Below are 15,636 nucleotides of genomic sequence, written 5' to 3' on the forward strand. Positions count from 1 at the left end.
AATGGGGGTACTTGCCACGCTGCTGTGGCTGGCCAATGTGGTACTCGATACCGGTGGCCAGCTCGCCTTCAAGGCCGCCGCCAGCGATCCGCAGGAAGGCGAAGGACTGCAACGCTGGAAACACATGCTCAGCCGCCCCTGGCTGTGGATCGGCATCGCCTGCTACGTGCTTGAGTTCGTCGCCTGGATCGCGTTCCTGTCGTTGGTACCGTTGTCCAAGGGCGTGCTGTTGGGCTCGATCAACATCGTCGCGCTGATGATCGCCGGCCGTTTCCTGTTCCGCGAGAAACTCACGCCGCTGCGGGTGACCGGCATGTTGCTGGTCACGGCGGGCGTGGCGGTGGTGGGGGCCGGCTCATGAGGCGCCTGTATGTCATCGGCTTCCCGCTGCTGATGGCCTTCGACACACTGGCCCAGCTGTGCTTCAAATACGCCGGCGACGCCGCGCTGCCGGTCGAGGCCAACACGGCGTGGCTGCTGCGCGTGCTGTCGCAGCCGTGGGTGTACGGCGCCATCCTCGGCTACGTGGGGGCGTTCTTCACCTGGATGAGCCTGCTGCGGCATGCGCCGATCGGTCCGGCGTTCGCGGCTTCGCACCTGGAAGTGATCAGCGTGCTGCTGCTGTCGGCGTGGCTGTTGAACGAACCACTGACCCTGCACCACCTGGTCGGTGCGGTCCTGATCGTGGCCGGCATCGCCTGCCTCGGTCGCGCCGAAGCAGACGATCCACACAGCCCCGCCGCAAGCACGCCATGAGCGCGCGGCGATGAGCCTGTTCGCGCGCGAACTGCCGCCGACGGCTGGCCTGCCGATGCAGGCCAGCGACTTCCTTCCCGGTGGAGGCGACCTGCGCGCGATCCTGGCCAGCCAGCTCGGCACACCGCCACTGCAGCTGACCTGTTCCGGCACGCACGCGCTGCTGATCGCGCTGCGTACGCTGCGCAAGCGTGCGCCCAAGCGCGACACCGTGATCCTGCCGGCCTATACCTGCCCGCTGGTGCCGATCGCGGTGCACAGCCTGGGCCTGCGCGTGCAGCTGTGCGATACCCGCCACGGCCATTTCGACTTTGATCCCGGCCAGCTCAGGCGTCTGGCCGATGCGCGCACGCTGGCGATCCTGCCGACCCACCTGGGCGGGCGCATCGCCGATGTCGAACTGGCCTGCGAAGTCGCCCGCAACGCCGGCGCCTGGGTGATCGAGGACGCCGCACAGGCACTCGGCGCACGGGTCGGCAACAGCAGTGTCGGCCTGCGTGGCGATATCGGATTCTTCAGCCTGGCTGCCGGCAAGGGCCTGAGCCTGCATGAAGGCGGCCTGCTGGTCAGCCGTGACGACGAACTGCGTGCTGGGCTGGCCGAACATGCCGCCGAACAGGTACGTTTCAGCCTGCGCTGGGAGCTGCTTCGCAGCGTGCAGCTGCTGGGCCTTGCCGCCTGTTACCGCCCCTCGCTGCTGTCGCTGGTGTACGGCAATCCTCTGCGCAGCGCCCTGCAACGCGGCGATCTGGAAGACGCGGTCGGAGACATTTTCCCGCTGGACATCCCGCAGCACCGGGTCAGCCAGTGGCGGCAGAACGTGGGCGCCCACGCCGCACGGCGGCTGCCTGCGTTCCTGCAGGCCGGGCGCCTGCGCGCACTGCAGCTGCGTGTGCAGCTGGCACAGCTGCCGGCGGTGGAGGTCGTCGATGGCCTGGCCGGCACCGGCGGCACCTGGCCGATGCTGATGCTGCTGCTGCCCAGCCAGCGCGCCCGCGATGCTGTACTGAAAGACCTGTGGCCACGCGGGCTCGGCGCCAGCCGCATGTTCATCCATGCCCTGCCCGACTACGCGTACCTGCGCGGCATCGTGCCGCAGGACGACATGCCCAACGCACGCGACTTCGCCGCACGCATGCTGACGCTTGGCAACAGCGCCTGGCAGACCCGTGAAGAGACGGCCGAAATACTGCAGGTGCTGGCCCGCGCGTGACTTCAAGACGCACGAATAGACCGCACCTCACGCATTCATCCATGCACCTTCCTGAACGCTTTCCCAGCCCGTCAATGAAGCCTTTCAACAGGAAAGGAACGAGAAAGGCGGCCTGCCTACATTGAGCTTGCCCCGGCATCGGGCCGGGCGTTTCTTTCATCGACGGACCTGCCCATGCACTGGAGCATCCTGTGTGACTTCGATGGCACCATCAGCCTCGAAGATGTCATCGACGCGCTGCTGGAAAAGTACGGCCAGCCGGGCTGGCAGGAACTGGAAGACCAATGGAAGGCTGGAAAGATCGGCTCGCGCGAATGCATGCAGGGCCAGGTGCGGCTGCTGAAGCTGGACCCGGCCACGCTCGATGCGCACCTGGACCAGGTGCAGATCGATCCGGGCTTCGTCGCCTTCGTCGCCCGCGCCGAGCAGCTGGGCGTGCCACTGCGCATCGTCAGCGACGGCCTGGATTATGCGATCCACCGCATCCTCGCCAACCATGGCCTGTCGCGACTGCCGGTGGTGGCCAACCACCTGCGCTGGTGCGGGGACCACTGGGAACTGGAATCGCCCTACCAGGCCGAAGGCTGCCGCAGTGGCACCTGCAAATGCACCTGCGCCGCGCAGGCGCGCGCCAACGAAGCACCGCGCGTGCTGATGATCGGTGACGGCAGCTCGGATTTCTGCGTATCCGAAGATGCCGACTTCGTGTTCGCCAAGCGCCGCCTGATCACCCATTGCGCCAATGCCGGCATCGGGCATGCCGCCATCGCTACCTTCCACGATGCAATCGCGCTGTTGCCGCGCCTGCTCGATGGCAGCCTGCTGCAGCCACGCCGCATCGACGCCAGCCCGCAGCCCACCGCACTGCCCCTGCTGCTGGCCACCGCCTGAGCACGCCCCCGCCACCTCTTTCGAACGTCCTTCACGGAACCGAACTGCATGAACATTTTTGACAAGAACGCCGACGCGGCTGCCTCCGATGCGCGGCTGCTGGCCGACGAAGCCCGCTACAGCTCCTTCGGCGATACCGTCCACTACGTCGACCCGCCGAAGATCTTCCAGCGCGGCGAAGGCAGCTACATGTTCGACGGTGCGGGCGTGCCCTACCTCGACCTGCAGATGTGGTACTCGGCCTGCAACTTCGGCTACAGCAACAAGCGCCTGAACGACGCGCTGAAGGACCAGATCGACACCCTGCCGCAGGTCGCCAGCCAGTACCTGCACCCGACCCGCGTGCAGCTGGCCAAGACCATTGCCGTGGACATGCACGAGAAGTTCGGCCTCGACGGCCGCGTGCACTTCAACGTCGGCGGCGCGCAGGCCATTGAAGACTCGCTGAAGATCGTGCGCAACGCGCGCGGCGGCAAGAGCCTGATGTTCGCCTTCGAAGGCGGCTACCACGGCCGCACCCTGGGTGCGTCGTCGATCACCTCCAGCTACCGCTACCGCCGCCGCTACGGCCACTTCGGCGAGCGTGCGATGTTCATCCCGTTCCCGTACCCCTTCCGTCGCCCGAAGGGCATGACCCCGGACGAGTATTCCGACCACTGCGTGTGGCAGTTCGAGCGGCTGTTCGAAAGCGAGTACAACGGCGTGTGGGATCCCAAGGTCGGCCAGGCCGAGTACGCCGCGTTCTACGTTGAGCCGATCCAGGGCACCGGCGGCTACGTCATTCCGCCGCGCAACTTCTTCACCGGCCTCAAGCGCGTGCTGGACAAGTACGGCATCCTGATGGTCGTCGATGAAATCCAGATGGGCTTCTGGCGCACCGGCAAGCTGTGGTCGATCGAGCACTTCGGTGTCACCCCGGACGTGCTGGTGTTCGGCAAGGCGCTGACCAACGGCCTGAACCCGCTGTCGGGCCTGTGGGCTCGCGAAGAGCTGATCAACCCGACCGTGTTCCCGCCGGGCTCCACCCATTCCACCTTCAACTCCAACCCGCTGGGCACCCGCCTGGGCCTGGAAGTGCTGAAGCTGGGCAAGGAAATGGACTACGAGCGCACTGTGCCGGAGAAGGGCGCGTACTTCCTCGACGGCCTGCGTGGCCTGCAGAAGCGTCACCCGGAGATCGGCGACGTCGACGGCCTGGGCCTGGCGCTGCGTGCGGAAATCTGCCAGGCCGACGGCTACACCCCGAACAAGGAGCTGCTGGACCGCATGGTCGACATCGGCCTGGCCGGTGACCTGCTGCACGACGGCAAGCGCATGGGCCTCGTGCTCGACGTGGGTGGCTGGTACAAGAACGTGATCACCTTCGCGCCGTCGCTGGATATCAGCTACGAAGAGATCGACCTGGCGATCACCCTGCTCGACCAGGCGCTGACCAAGGCCAAGGGCTGAGGCTGGCTGCGCTGCCGGTTCCCGTGCCGATGGAGATGACGTCACGCGCATCCAGCACCGCGCTGGAACCGGCCGCGCTGCTGGAGGGTTTCCTGGCCCACCCGCCGCTCGGGTTCGAGGCGGGCCGCCTTCCCAGTGGCCTGCCGACCTTCCGTGCGCCGCTGGACCTGACCACCACGATGGACGACGAACTGCGCGGCAGGCTGCTCGGCCTGCCGCTGTCGCGCCTGTGGCGGCCATGGATCACCTGGAAGACCCGTTTCGTCGGTGCCACCAGCACCGAGTACACCCCGCTGCCGGCGCACGTGGCGCCGGAGGCGCTGGCCGAGGACGTGACGCGTCACGCGATCGGCGATACCCGGCTGCTGGTGGTCAAGGACCTGGCCATGGATTCACCGCTGCTGGATGATGCCGCCAACGCGCACAGCGGCGCCTTCCTGCAGGCCTTGCTGGCACGCGGCTTCGTTGAACTGGAAGGCATGCCACTGGCCTGGGTGGCGATCGATTTCGATTCGATCGATGGCTATCTCGGCCGCCTGTCGTCCTCGCGCCGCAAGAACATCCGGCGCAAGCTGCGCTCGCGCGGTGAGCTGCAGATCGACTGCATCGCCACCGGTGATCCGGCCCTGGCCGACCCGCAACTGCAGGGCGAACTGTACGCGCTGTACCTGGGCGTGTATGCGCAGAGCGCGGTGCATTTCGACCAGCTCGACCTGCCCTACTTCCAATACCTGCTGGCCGACAGCCAGGGCCAGGGCCGCATGTTCCTGTACCGCCACCAGGGTCTGCTGATCGGCTGGAACCTGTGCTACATCCACGCCGGAAAGCTGGTGGACAAGTATATTGGCCTGGCCTACCCGCAATCACGCGAGCACAACCTGTACGCGGTCAGCTGGATGCACAACATCGAGTACGCCCTGCAGCACGGCCTGAGCCACTACGTGGCCGGCTGGACCGACTCGCGCATCAAGGCCGAACTGGGTGCGCGCTTCACCTCCACCCGGCATGCGATCCATGCCCGTTCCCCGCTGCTGCGTGCCGCCCTTCGCAGGCTGGCCCCGTACCTGCAGGGCGAACCTGATGGAGGCGGTTGAACGATGCCGGTGCGTTCGCCGCTGATCCTGGACCTGGACGGTGGCGTGCTGCCGCTGCCCCGGGCGCAGATCCTGGCCCTGCCGCAGTGGCACGACCCGCTGCGCTTTGCCTGCAGCAATGCCACCCTGGACCGTTTCGCCGCCGAAGTGCTGGCACCGCTGCCCGCGCAGCTCGGCACGGTCATGCTCGGCAGTGGTGACTTCCACCATCTCAGCCTGCCGCTGCTGCGCCGCATGCATGGGCAGGCGCCATTCCAGCTGGTCGTGCTGGACAACCATCCGGACAACATGCGTTTCCCGTTCGGCATGCACTGCGGCTCGTGGGTAAACGCCGCCAGCAAGCTGCCGCAGATCTCGCACATCCATGTGCTCGGCGTCACCTCCAGGGACATCGGCCTCGGTCATGCCTGGGAGAACCACTGGCGACCGCTGATGTGCGGTCGCCTGACCTACTGGTGCATGGATGTGGACGTGGGCTGGGGCCATCGCCTCGGCATGGGCCACGCCTTCCGCCGTTTCGAGCATCCCGAGGCCCTGGTCGCCGCGTTCGCCGCCGAGCAGGCCACGTCACCGCAGCCGACCTATCTGTCGATCGACAAGGATGTGTTCGCCGAGGACGTTGCCCGCAGCAACTGGGACCAGGGCCGCTTCCAGCTGGAACACGCGCTGGTGGTGATCGAAGCACTGCGCGCCGGTGGCCTGGTCGGCAGTGACATCACCGGCGAAGTGTCGCTGGCCCACTACCGCAGCCGCTTCAAGCGCTGGCTGTCCTCGCTGGATGGCCAGCCCGACATCCGTGTCGATGACCTGCCCTCGTGGCAGGCGCGGCACCAGCAGGTGAACCGCGAGCTGCTGGCGGCTATGGCTTCGGTGCCAACCGCCTGCTGACCGCGTCCGGTCGTGCCGGCCGCTGGCCGGCGTAGCTCCGGTAGTGCCGGCCGCTGGCCGGCAACCTCGTTGTTCCCGGGCGCATGCGGATGCCGGCCAGCGGCCGGCACTACACTGGACTTCCGCCCCGGAGCCGCCGCGATGCCCCAGACCGTCATCCCGCAACTGCGCATGCACCACGCCGATACCACCCTGCCGTTCTACGTGCAGGGACTGGGTTTCGTAGTCGACTGGGAACACCGCTTCGAACCAGGCTTCCCACTGTTCGCCCAGCTCACCCGCGACGGCCAGACGATCTTCCTCACCGAGCACAGCGGCGACTGTGAGGCCGGCGGCGCGGTGTACTTCATCGTCGAGGACGTAGACGCGCTGCACCGCGCCTTCAGCGCCGCGGGTGTCCCCATCGAACAGCCGCCGCATGACACCGAATGGGGCAGCCGCGAGATGCGGCTGCGTGACCCCGACGGCAACCGCCTGCGCTTTGCCACCGACGTGGACTGAACGATGCGGCCTTGAGCTGGATATACGAAACACATACGATTCGTATATTCACCCCTCCAGGACCGCCCATGGGCATCGTCAACATCGATGACACCCTGCACGACCAGCTGCGCCGTGCCTGCACCGTTTCCAGCCGCTCGATCAACGCCCAGGCCAACTTCTGGATCCGGGTCGGCATGCTGTGCGAAATGAACCCGACGCTGAGTTTCCAGGACATCGTCGCCAGTGAACTGCGCGCGGCCGGGGTGCAGCCGCCGCTGCTGGCGCCAGGTCAGGCCTGAGTCCATGGGCATCATCAAGCGCCCCGACGAGATCGCGCTGATGGCCGAATCGGGTCGCCTGCTGGCCCAGGTGTTCGCCGCACTCGACCAGCTGCCGCTGCAGGGCCGCAGCACGATGGAGATCAACGATTTCGTAGAACGCATGATCGTCGACGAGCTGCAGGCGCGGCCGGCCAGCAAGGGCCAGTACGGCTTCCCGTACGTGCTCAATACCTCGATCGACAACGTCATCTGCCACGGCGTGCCCAGCACCACCGACGTGCTGCGCAGCGGCCAGATCGTCAACCTCGACATCACCCTGGAGAAGAACGGCTACATCGCCGACTCCAGCACCACCTACCTGGTCGGTGAGGTCGACTACGCCGCGCGCCGGCTGGTGCAGACCGCCTACCAGGCGATGTGGAAAGGCATCGCTGCGGTGCGCCCCGGCGCGCACCTGGGCGATATCGGCCACGCCATCGCCCGCCACGCGCGCAGCCACGGCTACAGCGTGGTGAAGGAATACTGCGGCCACGGCATCGGCCAGGAAATGCACGAGGAACCGCAGATCCTGCACTACGGCCATCCCAACACCGGCAGGGTGCTGGAAGAAGGCATGGTGTTCACCATCGAGCCGATGCTCAACCAGGGCAAGCCGGCCATCCGCCAACAGCCGGACGAATGGCCGGTCTACACCCGCGACGGCAAACTGTCGGCGCAGTTCGAGCACACGGTGGCGGTAACCCGCACCGGTGTGTGCGTACTGACCCTGCGCCCCGGCGAAGCGCCACTGTGCGCGGTGGACGCGGCCTAGAGCGGACGCAACAGCAACAGTGTCGCCAGGCAGAACATGAAGACCGCCACGGCGGCATCCAGCACCCGCCAGGCACCTGGCCTGCGGAACACCGGCTGCAACAGGCGCGCGCCATAGCCCAGAGAACAGAACCAGGCCACGCTGGCCAGGCACGCCCCGGCGGCGAAGGCCCAGCGCAGGTCACCCGGGTAGCGCGTGGACAGACTGCCCAGCAGCACCACGGTATCCAGGTAGACGTGCGGATTGAGCAGGGTGAAGGCCAGGCAGGTCAGCAGCACCTGGCGCGCGCTGCCGCCCTGCGCCTCGGCCGCGGCCAGTGCACTGCCTCCGCGCCACGCGCGCAGCCCTGCCCGCAGGCCATACCACAGCAGGAACGCGGCGCCACCGAAGCGCAGCACCTGCAGCAGCAGCGGCCACTGCAGCACCAGCGCGCCCATGCCGCCGACGCCGGCCAGTATCAGCGCGATGTCCGCGCCGGCACAGGCAGCCACCACCGTTCCGACATGCCGACGCTGCAATCCTTGTCGCAGCACGAAGGCATTCTGTGCGCCGATGGCGATGATCAGGCCGGCACCCGCGAACAGGCCGGCGGCAATGGCGGCGATCCACATCAGGAAGGCCCAGGCAGCGAGGGGACGCGCAGGGTGCGGCCAATTGCCCTGTTTAGACAATCTGATTTTTCTTTATCCTGTGCAGGAAAACTGAAGAGGCGACGGCATGGACCTGGTACATCCGCAGCTGGCCGCATTCGCTGCGGTGCTGGAAGAAGGCAGCTTCGAGGCCGCGGCACGCCGCCTGTCGATCAGCCCGTCGGCACTGTCGCAGCGGGTCAAGGCGCTGGAAGACCGCCTCGGCCAGGTACTGGTGGTGCGCCAGGCACCCTGCCGACCGACCGCCGCGGGGGAAGCACTGCTGCGCCGGGTACGGCCGATGCAGGCACTGGAAGCCGAGGCGCTGGCCGAGCTGCTGCCCGAGCGTGGCAACGACGCTGCGCGTACGCCCATCCCCCTGGCGGTCAACGACGACTCGCTTGACACCTGGTTCGTGCCGGCCATCGCCGACCTGCACCAGCGCCATGGCTACCTGTTCGACCTGCGCATGGACGACCAGGACCACACCCTGCAACTGCTGCGCGATGGCAGCGTGCTCGGCGCGGTCACCGCCGAAAGCCAGCCGGTGAAGGGCTGCAACGTATACCCGCTCGGCGCCATGCGGTACCAAGCGATTGCTTCGCCCAGCTTCGCCCGCCAGTACTTCAGCGACGGCATGCAGGCTGCGGCACTGGCGCGCGCACCGATGCTGGTGTTCAACCGCAAAGATGAACTGCAATGGCGCTTCGTGCGGCGCCTGACCCGCGCGCGCCTGCAGCCGCCGCTACACTACCTGCCCTCCTCCACCGGTTTCGTCGAAGCCGCCGCGTGCGGACTCGGCTGGGGCATGGCCCCGGAAACCCTGGTCGCGCCCGCCGTGTGCGCTGGCCGCGTGGTGGTCCTGGAACCCCGCCGCTGGCTCGATGTGCCGCTGTACTGGCAGCATGCCGCCGTGCGCTCAAGCACGCTGCAGCACATCACCCAGGCGCTGCGCACTGCGGCCAGCGGCACCCTTCGTTGAGGACGAAACGATGATCGCAGACCCGGGCTTCACGCCGCGCGCACTACCGTTTGCGCACTTCTTTACCACTGGGACGGCATGGGCGTGATCGGCCGACGTACAAGGATGCACCGCGCGAAGGCCGCACTGGCGCTGGTGCTGGCGACCTGCCTGCCAACCGCTGCCCCCGCGCAGCCCACCAGCGACGCCCCCGCATTGGACTGGGAACAGGCACGGCAACGCCTGGAGCAGGTCTCCGATGCGCTGGCGGCCGCTGATGCAGCGGTACGCAACAAGCAGGACCTGCAGGACGCCACGCGCCTGCTGCGCCTGCCGGAGATCACCGGCGAAGTGCGCCGGCTGCAGTTCCAGAAGACCCTGACCCTGCCACTGGGTTCGCTGGCGCCGGTGGCTGAAGCCTTCGGTATCGATTCGCCACTGTCGTTCACCGAGCGCGACTGGCGTACACGCCCGGTAGTGACCGCGGTGCTGCCGCTGTACACCGGCGGCGTGATCCCGGCCGCGCAACGTGCGGCCAGCGCCGCCCATGAGCAGGCCAACGCCGAGCGCGAGGCACAGCGCCAATCATTGACCGTGCAGCTGGCCCAGGCCTACTTCGGCCAGCGCCTGGCCGAGCAGGCGGTGGAAGTGCGCCGCGACGTACGCGACGGCCTCAACCGCCACCTGTCCGATGCAGAAAAGCTGGAGCGCGAGGGCTTCGCCACCCGCGCCCAGCGCCTGCAGGCCACCGTGGCCCGCGACAAGGCCGAGCGCGAATACCAGAAGACGGTGAACGATCTGGCTACGCTGAAGGCCGCGCTGGCCACGCTGCTGCGCAGTGGTGGCGAGGTGCAGCCGGTGTCGCCGCTGTTCGTGCAGCGCGTGCCGATGGAACCGGTGGCCAGTTTCGAGCGCACGGCGCAGGCGCGCCAGCCGCAGATCGCGCGCTTGCGGGCGATGGTGGCGCAGGCCGAACAGGGCGTGCGCGTGCAGCAGGCCAAGCTGAAGCCGCAGATCTTCGCCTTCGGCCAATACGACTTCCGTCGCCGCGACGAGATGCTGACCGACCCGGACTGGGCGTTCGGCATCGGGCTGAAGTACACCTTCCTGTCACCGAACTCGCGGCCGGCGCAGATCAGCGCCGCGCGTGCACAACAGGACCAGGCCGAAGCCGGCCTGCGCGAGGCCGAGAACCAGGTCGCACTGGGTGTGCGCAAGGCCTGGAACGAACTTGAGACCGCGCGCCAGCAGTTCGTGCTGCTCGACAGCAGCATCGCCCAGGCACAGGAAAACCTGCGCCTGCAGGAGCTGGCATTCCGCGAAGGCCAGGCCACCTCGCTGGATGTGATCGATGCGCGGCTCGGCCTGGGCGGCGCCCGTGTCGAGCGCGCACAGGCCGCCTACCAATACGACATTGCGCTGGCACAGTTGCTGGAGATCAGTGGACAGATGGACCGTTTCGAAGAATTCCGGCGGCGTGCGGACGAGGTGATCGACCATGAGTGATGTGCTGCACGACGATGCGACGACGCCCCCCGGCAAGCGACGGCTGGGACCGATCCTGCTGGTGGTCCTGCTGGTCGCGGTGGTGCTGGGCCTGTGGCTGGCCTGGCGCAGCCCGGCCGACCAGATCCAGGGCATGGCCGATGCGGATACGATCAACGTGGCCGCCAAGATCACCGCGCGCGTGGCCGAGCTGAAGGTGCGCGAGGGCGATCGCGTGCAGCCCGGGCAGGTGCTGTTCCTGCTCGACAGCCCCGAAGTGGCCGCCAAGGAACAGCAGGCGCACGGCGCATTGGCGGCTGCGCAGGCGGTGGCCGACAAGGCCGACGAAGGCGCGCGCAGCGAAGACATCCGCGCCGCCGAAGCGAACTGGAAGCGCGCCGAAGCCGGCGCGGCACTGGCCGAAGCCACCTACCGGCGCGTGCAGAACCTGTTCAACGAAGGGGTGATGACCCGGCAGAAGCGCGATGAAGCGCATGCCCAGGCCACCAGTTCGCGGGAACTGGCCCGCGCCGCCCGCGCGCAGTACGACATGGCCCTGGCCGGCGCCCGGGAGCAGGACAAGCGCGCCGCGCAGGGCCAGGTGCAGCAGGCGCAGGGCGCGGTGGCCGAAGTCAACGCGGCGCGTGCCGAAGTGGAGGGACGCGCGCCGGTGGCGGGCGAGATCAACAAGCGCATGGCCGACCCGGGCGAGCTGGTGCCGGCCGGCTATCCGGTGTTCACCCTGGTCGACATCGACCGCATGTGGGTCGCCATGAACCTGCGCGAATCGCAGATGCAGGGCCTGAAGGTCGGCAGCAAGCTGCAGGGCAGCGTGCCGGCGCTCGGCCTGGACGGCGAATTCGAGGTCTACTTCATCAATCCGGCCGGTGACTATGCAACCTGGCGTACCACCCGCCAGTCGTCCGGCTATGACGTCCGCAGCTTCGAGGTGCGGGTGCGCCCGGTACGCCGCATCGAGGGCTTCCGCCCCGGCATGAGCGTGCTGTTCGCATGGCCCCAGCACTGAGCCCGGACCGCAACGGCTTCGCCGCTTCGTGGCGGCGCGAGCTGCAGTCGCTGCGCAGCAACCGTGCCGACCTGCTGCTGGTCACCTTGCTGCCACTACTGATGCTGGTAGTGATGGCATGGATGTTCACGCCGTCGGTGATGCGCGATATCCCGATTGCTGTGGTCGACCTTGACCACAGCAGTGACAGCCGCCTGCTGCTGCGCATGCTCGACGCAAGTCCCGGCGTACGCGTCGCCAGCCAGCCAGCGGACCTGGAGGAGGCACGTTCGCAGCTGCGCCGCCTGGACGTGTTCGCCATCGTGCTGGTGCCGCGCGATGTCACCCGGCAGGCGCTGCGTGGGCGCCAGGGCACGGTGTTCGCCTATTACAACGCCACCTACATGACCACCGGCCAATCGGCGTCGCGCGACATCGGCGAGGCGGTTTCCGCATGGAACGCACGCCTGCTGCGCGAGCGCATCGGCCTGCAGGTCGGCCCGGGCAAGCTGCGCGCGGCGCCCATCGCGGTGCAGTCGGACATCCTCTACAACCCGGCGCGCAGCTACGAATTGTTCCTGCTGCCACTGATCTTCCCGGCGGTGCTGTCACTGGTACTGGCACTTGCGGTGGCCGGCAGCCTCGGCCGCGAGATCCGCGATGGCACCCTGCCCGCCTGGCTGGCTCGCACGCCGTGGTCGGCGATCGCCGGCAAGGTCGCGCCGTACCTCCTGCTGTTCTCGCTGTATGGCGCGCTCGGCATCAGCTACCTGGCCTGGCTGCGCGGCGATGGTGTGGCCGGCAGCGTGCTCCTGCTGCTGCTCGCCCAGCCGTTGTTCTACCTGGCCACCGCCGCCTACGCGCTGTTCTTCGTCGGCGTCACCCGCGACATGGGCACCGCACTGTCCGCGGTGGGCCTCAGCATCGGCACCGCACTGGCGTTCTCCAGCGCCACGTTCCCGGTGCTGGACGGGCCGTTGTTCACCCGCATCTGGCATCAGCTGCTGCCATTGAGCGCCTACATCAAGCTGCAGACCCAACAGCAGTTCATCGGCTCGCCGCTGCAGGTTTCGGCATGGCCGCTGGCTACGCTGCTATTGATGACGGTGGTGGCCGGGGGCATCGGCGGGCTGCGCCTGATCGCCTTTGCGCGTACCCCAGAAGCCGCACAGCCGGCGGGGGGCGACGCATGAGCGTACTCTGGCGCAGCCTCCGGCAGACCCTGATGGCGGTCCTGTGCGACCGCTACGCGATCGTGGTGATGGTCGGTGCGGTGATCCTGTATTCGTTCTTCTATCCAGCCGCCTACCGGCACCAGGTGGCCGGCAACCTGCCGGTGCTGGTGGTGGACGAAGACCACAGCGCGACCAGCCGCGAGCTGCTGCGCAAGCTCGACGCACTGCGCGTTGCGCGCGTGGTCGGGCAACCGGCGGACGTCGACAGCGCACGCCAGCAGCTCGAAGCCGGCCACGCCGAAGGCATCGTCGTGATCCCGGCCAACCTGGAGCGCGACATCCTGCGCGGCCATCCAGCCAAGCTGGTACTGCTTGGCAACGGCGCCTACCTGGGCCGCGCCAGCTGGGTGCTGGGCAGCGTAGCTGACGCGCTGGGTGCGTTCGGGCGTGATGCCGTGGTCGGCCAGGCCGCCTTCATGGGTGCACCGCAGGCCCCGCCGGTCACGCTTGTGCAGCGTCCGCTGTACAACACCCAGGAAGGCTATGGCAGCGCGATCGTGCCCGGGGTGGCCGAGCTGATCGTGCACCAGACGCTGTTGATGGGCATCGGCGTTCTGCTCGGCGGCCGCCGCCTCGCACTGGGCCGGCGCCTGCGCTTCGACCTGCCGACGCTGGCCGGCATGGCGTTGGGCTTCGGCCTGATCGGACTGTTCGGCCTGTTCTGGTACGCCGGTTTCACTGCCTGGGCGCAGGACTACCCGCGCGGCGGCAACCCGATAGGCCAGCTGCTGGGCGGCACCTTGTTCGTCGCCGTCACCGTGGCCTTCGGCCTGTTGGTCGGCAGCTTCTTCCGCACCCGCGAGCGCGCCTTCCAGTACATCGTCGCCACCTCGATCCCGCTGTTTTTCCTGGCCAACCTGTCGTGGCCGGCGGTGATGACGCCGCAACCGCTGGTCTGGCTGGCACAGCTGCTGCCCACCACCTCGGGCATCAACATGATGGTGCGCCTGAACCAGATGGACGCCCGCCTGACCGACGTCAGCCACGAACTGATCACCCTCACCCTTCTGCTGCTGCTTTACGGCAGCCTCGCCGCCTGGCGCCTCCTGGCCCGAAACGGGGACGGAGGGGATTAAGTCGCAGGCAACCTGTTCAAGGGCCGCGGCATGGCCGCTTCGAGCCGACGCTCAGGGATCCGGGGCGTACCAGAACGGGATGCGGAACGCGCGACGCCGTCCGCCCCCGCGCTCGCCGCCTGTGGCATTCCACACCAGTTCCAGGTCATGGCGTCCGGGCGCGAGGCCGCGGGTAGGCAGGTACCCCACCAGGCCGCGCATATCCAGGTCGCGCCGCTCCATGGGCACGAAGCCATGCAGGTCGACCGGGGTGCCGTCCAGCTTGACCTGCCAGAGCCGGGAAAGGCACTCCACTGCGGCGTTGGCGGCCTGTTGCCCGGAGGCTTCATTGTGCGCGTCCGGAAGTGCGGTGCAATGCTGGCGCGCCAGCGGATTGTCGCGTTGCGGGCGATGCGGAATGAACACGCGAAGCTGCCCACCGCTGATCGTGTCCGACGGGATCATCGGGTACGGCAGCAGCTGGTCATGCGCCGAACGCATCGATTCGTAATGCGCACTCAGCATGCCGTGCTCAACCGCCGCTTCCGTGACGATCTGGTACCGGTTGAACAGCGAGAACTTCAACGACGCCATCACCTGCACGGCGGCCAGCAGCATCGCTACCAGCACCGCGAACAGGTAGGCCGCCATGAACGAGCGCGAGCGCAGGTTGCTCTGCATGGTCAGCTGCATGGTCTGCATCAGGCGCAACAGCGGAACCCGTTGCAGGGCCGCCAGCATGCCCTGCAGGAGTCGCTGCGGTCGCTCATGGGGCTGCCCGCGCGCCTGCCGCCGCGCCACGATCTTTTCCAGGATCCCGGGGGTAACAGCCAGCGTCAACAGTGCGGCCAGCACGCTGCACAGGGCGAGCATGGCGACATGATCGGCGCCACCTGACAGCGCGCCGATCACCATCGACACACCGAGCGTCAGGACGGCCAACACCAGCGTGCCCGCCAATGTCTGTACGGCAAGCAGGGTGGTCGAGAACAGCATCGTCGCCAGCCGGTCGGCCCGTTCGATGCTGCCATCGAGGCCTCCGTCCCGGGCCTGCAGGAAAGCGCGCGTGACCGCCCCCATTCTTGGCAGGCGCGCCCAGTCAATGCCATCGGGGAAATGCGACCGGAGGCCGATCAGCCCGATCCAGTAGCCGCGCACCGTGAGGTGGATGATCAAGGCGACTGCCAGCACATAGCACATGCCGACACTGATGCTGAAACCGAACCAGAGCATCTGGAAGTACATGCCTTCGGTGTGCAGGCTGCTGCGCGCCCAGGCGTCGAACAGATAGCCCGGCACGGCCAGCAGCGCGAACGCCAGCAGGCCCGAAATGAACAGCTCGAGTTCATCGGTGCGATCACGCACCCGTTGGGGATGGGCGGTCGCTTCCGCTATCGGG

General features: G+C 67.7%; 17 protein-coding genes. 15 read left to right on the forward strand and 2 right to left on the reverse strand.

Annotated elements, in window-relative coordinates; all coding sequences use genetic code 11:
- The first annotated feature begins 1 nt into the window (after position 1).
- The 10 genes from AC5P8J_RS02265 (at position 2) to map (ending at position 7,866) form a co-directional block, all read left to right on the forward strand.
- On the forward strand, positions 2 to 361 hold the full coding sequence (locus AC5P8J_RS02265) for an EamA family transporter (protein WP_033834507.1): 360 nt from the start codon (positions 2 to 4) through the stop codon (positions 359 to 361).
- Positions 358 to 756 carry a DMT family transporter gene (locus AC5P8J_RS02270; RefSeq protein WP_019659193.1) on the forward strand — a complete coding sequence of 133 codons (399 nt, stop codon included), beginning with the start codon at positions 358 to 360 and terminating at the stop codon, positions 754 to 756. The genes AC5P8J_RS02265 and AC5P8J_RS02270 overlap by 4 nt, the downstream gene beginning before the upstream one ends.
- Positions 757 to 766: 10 nt before the next feature.
- Positions 767 to 1,969, forward strand: coding sequence for a DegT/DnrJ/EryC1/StrS family aminotransferase (locus AC5P8J_RS02275; RefSeq protein WP_111098993.1), 1,203 nt, complete (start codon positions 767 to 769; stop codon positions 1,967 to 1,969).
- Positions 1,970 to 2,143: 174 nt separating this feature from the next.
- Positions 2,144 to 2,860, forward strand: coding sequence for an MtnX-like HAD-IB family phosphatase (locus AC5P8J_RS02280; protein WP_021202493.1), 717 nt, complete (start codon positions 2,144 to 2,146; stop codon positions 2,858 to 2,860).
- A gap of 48 nt (positions 2,861 to 2,908) precedes the next feature.
- Positions 2,909 to 4,309 (forward strand): aspartate aminotransferase family protein, encoded by a 1,401-nt coding sequence (locus AC5P8J_RS02285; RefSeq protein ID WP_021202492.1) that lies wholly within the window; start codon positions 2,909 to 2,911, stop codon positions 4,307 to 4,309.
- A 29-nt stretch (positions 4,310 to 4,338) separates the two neighbouring features.
- Positions 4,339 to 5,403, forward strand: coding sequence for a GNAT family N-acetyltransferase (locus AC5P8J_RS02290; protein WP_111102347.1), 1,065 nt, complete (start codon positions 4,339 to 4,341; stop codon positions 5,401 to 5,403).
- Between the two features lie 3 nt (positions 5,404 to 5,406).
- The gene (locus AC5P8J_RS02295; RefSeq protein WP_021202490.1) at positions 5,407 to 6,291 is read left to right on the forward strand and encodes an arginase family protein; all 885 of its coding nucleotides are present in this window, start codon (positions 5,407 to 5,409) and stop codon (positions 6,289 to 6,291) included.
- Between the two features lie 141 nt (positions 6,292 to 6,432).
- Positions 6,433 to 6,792, forward strand: coding sequence for a bleomycin resistance protein (locus AC5P8J_RS02300; protein ID WP_021202489.1), 360 nt, complete (start codon positions 6,433 to 6,435; stop codon positions 6,790 to 6,792).
- A gap of 68 nt (positions 6,793 to 6,860) precedes the next feature.
- Positions 6,861 to 7,073: a ParD-like family protein gene (locus AC5P8J_RS02305; RefSeq protein WP_019659200.1), complete on the forward strand. Its 213-nt coding sequence runs from the start codon at positions 6,861 to 6,863 to the stop codon at positions 7,071 to 7,073.
- Between the two features lie 10 nt (positions 7,074 to 7,083).
- Positions 7,084 to 7,866 (forward strand): type I methionyl aminopeptidase, encoded by a 783-nt coding sequence (gene map / locus AC5P8J_RS02310; protein ID WP_031269556.1) that lies wholly within the window; start codon positions 7,084 to 7,086, stop codon positions 7,864 to 7,866.
- On the opposite strand, the gene AC5P8J_RS02315 is transcribed toward map, so the two are convergent.
- Positions 7,863 to 8,477, reverse strand: a complete 615-nt coding sequence (locus AC5P8J_RS02315) for a LysE/ArgO family amino acid transporter (RefSeq protein WP_111098998.1) — start codon at positions 8,475 to 8,477, stop codon at positions 7,863 to 7,865. The two genes, map and AC5P8J_RS02315, sit on opposite strands and share 4 nt — an antisense overlap.
- Before the next feature lie 106 nt (positions 8,478 to 8,583).
- Between AC5P8J_RS02315 and AC5P8J_RS02320 the strand changes: the two genes are divergently transcribed.
- The 5 genes from AC5P8J_RS02320 (at position 8,584) to AC5P8J_RS02340 (ending at position 14,258) form a co-directional block, all read left to right on the forward strand.
- Positions 8,584 to 9,477, forward strand: coding sequence for a LysR family transcriptional regulator ArgP (locus tag AC5P8J_RS02320; protein WP_021202486.1), 894 nt, complete (start codon positions 8,584 to 8,586; stop codon positions 9,475 to 9,477).
- Between the two features lie 78 nt (positions 9,478 to 9,555).
- Positions 9,556 to 10,962 carry a TolC family protein gene (locus tag AC5P8J_RS02325; RefSeq protein ID WP_457894540.1) on the forward strand — a complete coding sequence of 469 codons (1,407 nt, stop codon included), beginning with the start codon at positions 9,556 to 9,558 and terminating at the stop codon, positions 10,960 to 10,962.
- Complete coding sequence (locus AC5P8J_RS02330; RefSeq protein WP_019659205.1) at positions 10,955 to 11,968, forward strand: HlyD family secretion protein; 1,014 nt, start codon at positions 10,955 to 10,957, stop codon at positions 11,966 to 11,968. Before AC5P8J_RS02325 ends, AC5P8J_RS02330 begins: the two co-directional genes overlap by 8 nt.
- The gene (locus AC5P8J_RS02335) at positions 11,953 to 13,140 is read left to right on the forward strand and encodes an ABC transporter permease (RefSeq protein WP_021202483.1); all 1,188 of its coding nucleotides are present in this window, start codon (positions 11,953 to 11,955) and stop codon (positions 13,138 to 13,140) included. The genes AC5P8J_RS02330 and AC5P8J_RS02335 overlap by 16 nt, the downstream gene beginning before the upstream one ends.
- The gene (locus AC5P8J_RS02340) at positions 13,137 to 14,258 is read left to right on the forward strand and encodes an ABC transporter permease (protein WP_495216590.1); all 1,122 of its coding nucleotides are present in this window, start codon (positions 13,137 to 13,139) and stop codon (positions 14,256 to 14,258) included. Before AC5P8J_RS02335 ends, AC5P8J_RS02340 begins: the two co-directional genes overlap by 4 nt.
- Positions 14,259 to 14,309: 51 nt before the next feature.
- On the opposite strand, the gene AC5P8J_RS02345 is transcribed toward AC5P8J_RS02340, so the two are convergent.
- A complete protein-coding gene (locus tag AC5P8J_RS02345) occupies positions 14,310 to 15,602 on the reverse strand; it encodes a hypothetical protein (RefSeq protein WP_026346934.1) in 1,293 nt (430 codons plus the stop codon).
- Between the last annotated feature and the right edge of the window lie 34 nt (positions 15,603 to 15,636).

The sequence above is a fragment of the Stenotrophomonas sp. YJH_SMC_37 genome, from assembly GCF_059370035.1.

What these genes read in the sequence shown, in the direction of transcription:
- AC5P8J_RS02265 (WP_033834507.1), top strand. Translation starts at nt 2, where the DNA reads ATGGGGGTACTTGCCACGCTGCTGTGGCTGGCCAATGTGGTACTCGAT.
- AC5P8J_RS02270 (WP_019659193.1), top strand. Translation starts at nt 358, where the DNA reads ATGAGGCGCCTGTATGTCATCGGCTTCCCGCTGCTGATGGCCTTCGAC.
- AC5P8J_RS02275 (WP_111098993.1), top strand. Translation starts at nt 767, where the DNA reads ATGAGCCTGTTCGCGCGCGAACTGCCGCCGACGGCTGGCCTGCCGATG.
- AC5P8J_RS02280 (WP_021202493.1), top strand. Translation starts at nt 2,144, where the DNA reads ATGCACTGGAGCATCCTGTGTGACTTCGATGGCACCATCAGCCTCGAA.
- AC5P8J_RS02285 (WP_021202492.1), top strand. Translation starts at nt 2,909, where the DNA reads ATGAACATTTTTGACAAGAACGCCGACGCGGCTGCCTCCGATGCGCGG.
- AC5P8J_RS02290 (WP_111102347.1), top strand. Translation starts at nt 4,339, where the DNA reads ATGGAGATGACGTCACGCGCATCCAGCACCGCGCTGGAACCGGCCGCG.
- AC5P8J_RS02295 (WP_021202490.1), top strand. Translation starts at nt 5,407, where the DNA reads ATGCCGGTGCGTTCGCCGCTGATCCTGGACCTGGACGGTGGCGTGCTG.
- AC5P8J_RS02300 (WP_021202489.1), top strand. Translation starts at nt 6,433, where the DNA reads ATGCCCCAGACCGTCATCCCGCAACTGCGCATGCACCACGCCGATACC.
- AC5P8J_RS02305 (WP_019659200.1), top strand. Translation starts at nt 6,861, where the DNA reads ATGGGCATCGTCAACATCGATGACACCCTGCACGACCAGCTGCGCCGT.
- AC5P8J_RS02315 (WP_111098998.1), bottom strand. Translation starts at nt 8,477, where the DNA reads ATGTGGATCGCCGCCATTGCCGCCGGCCTGTTCGCGGGTGCCGGCCTG.
- AC5P8J_RS02320 (WP_021202486.1), top strand. Translation starts at nt 8,584, where the DNA reads ATGGACCTGGTACATCCGCAGCTGGCCGCATTCGCTGCGGTGCTGGAA.
- AC5P8J_RS02325 (WP_457894540.1), top strand. Translation starts at nt 9,556, where the DNA reads ATGGGCGTGATCGGCCGACGTACAAGGATGCACCGCGCGAAGGCCGCA.
- AC5P8J_RS02330 (WP_019659205.1), top strand. Translation starts at nt 10,955, where the DNA reads ATGAGTGATGTGCTGCACGACGATGCGACGACGCCCCCCGGCAAGCGA.
- AC5P8J_RS02335 (WP_021202483.1), top strand. Translation starts at nt 11,953, where the DNA reads ATGGCCCCAGCACTGAGCCCGGACCGCAACGGCTTCGCCGCTTCGTGG.
- AC5P8J_RS02340 (WP_495216590.1), top strand. Translation starts at nt 13,137, where the DNA reads ATGAGCGTACTCTGGCGCAGCCTCCGGCAGACCCTGATGGCGGTCCTG.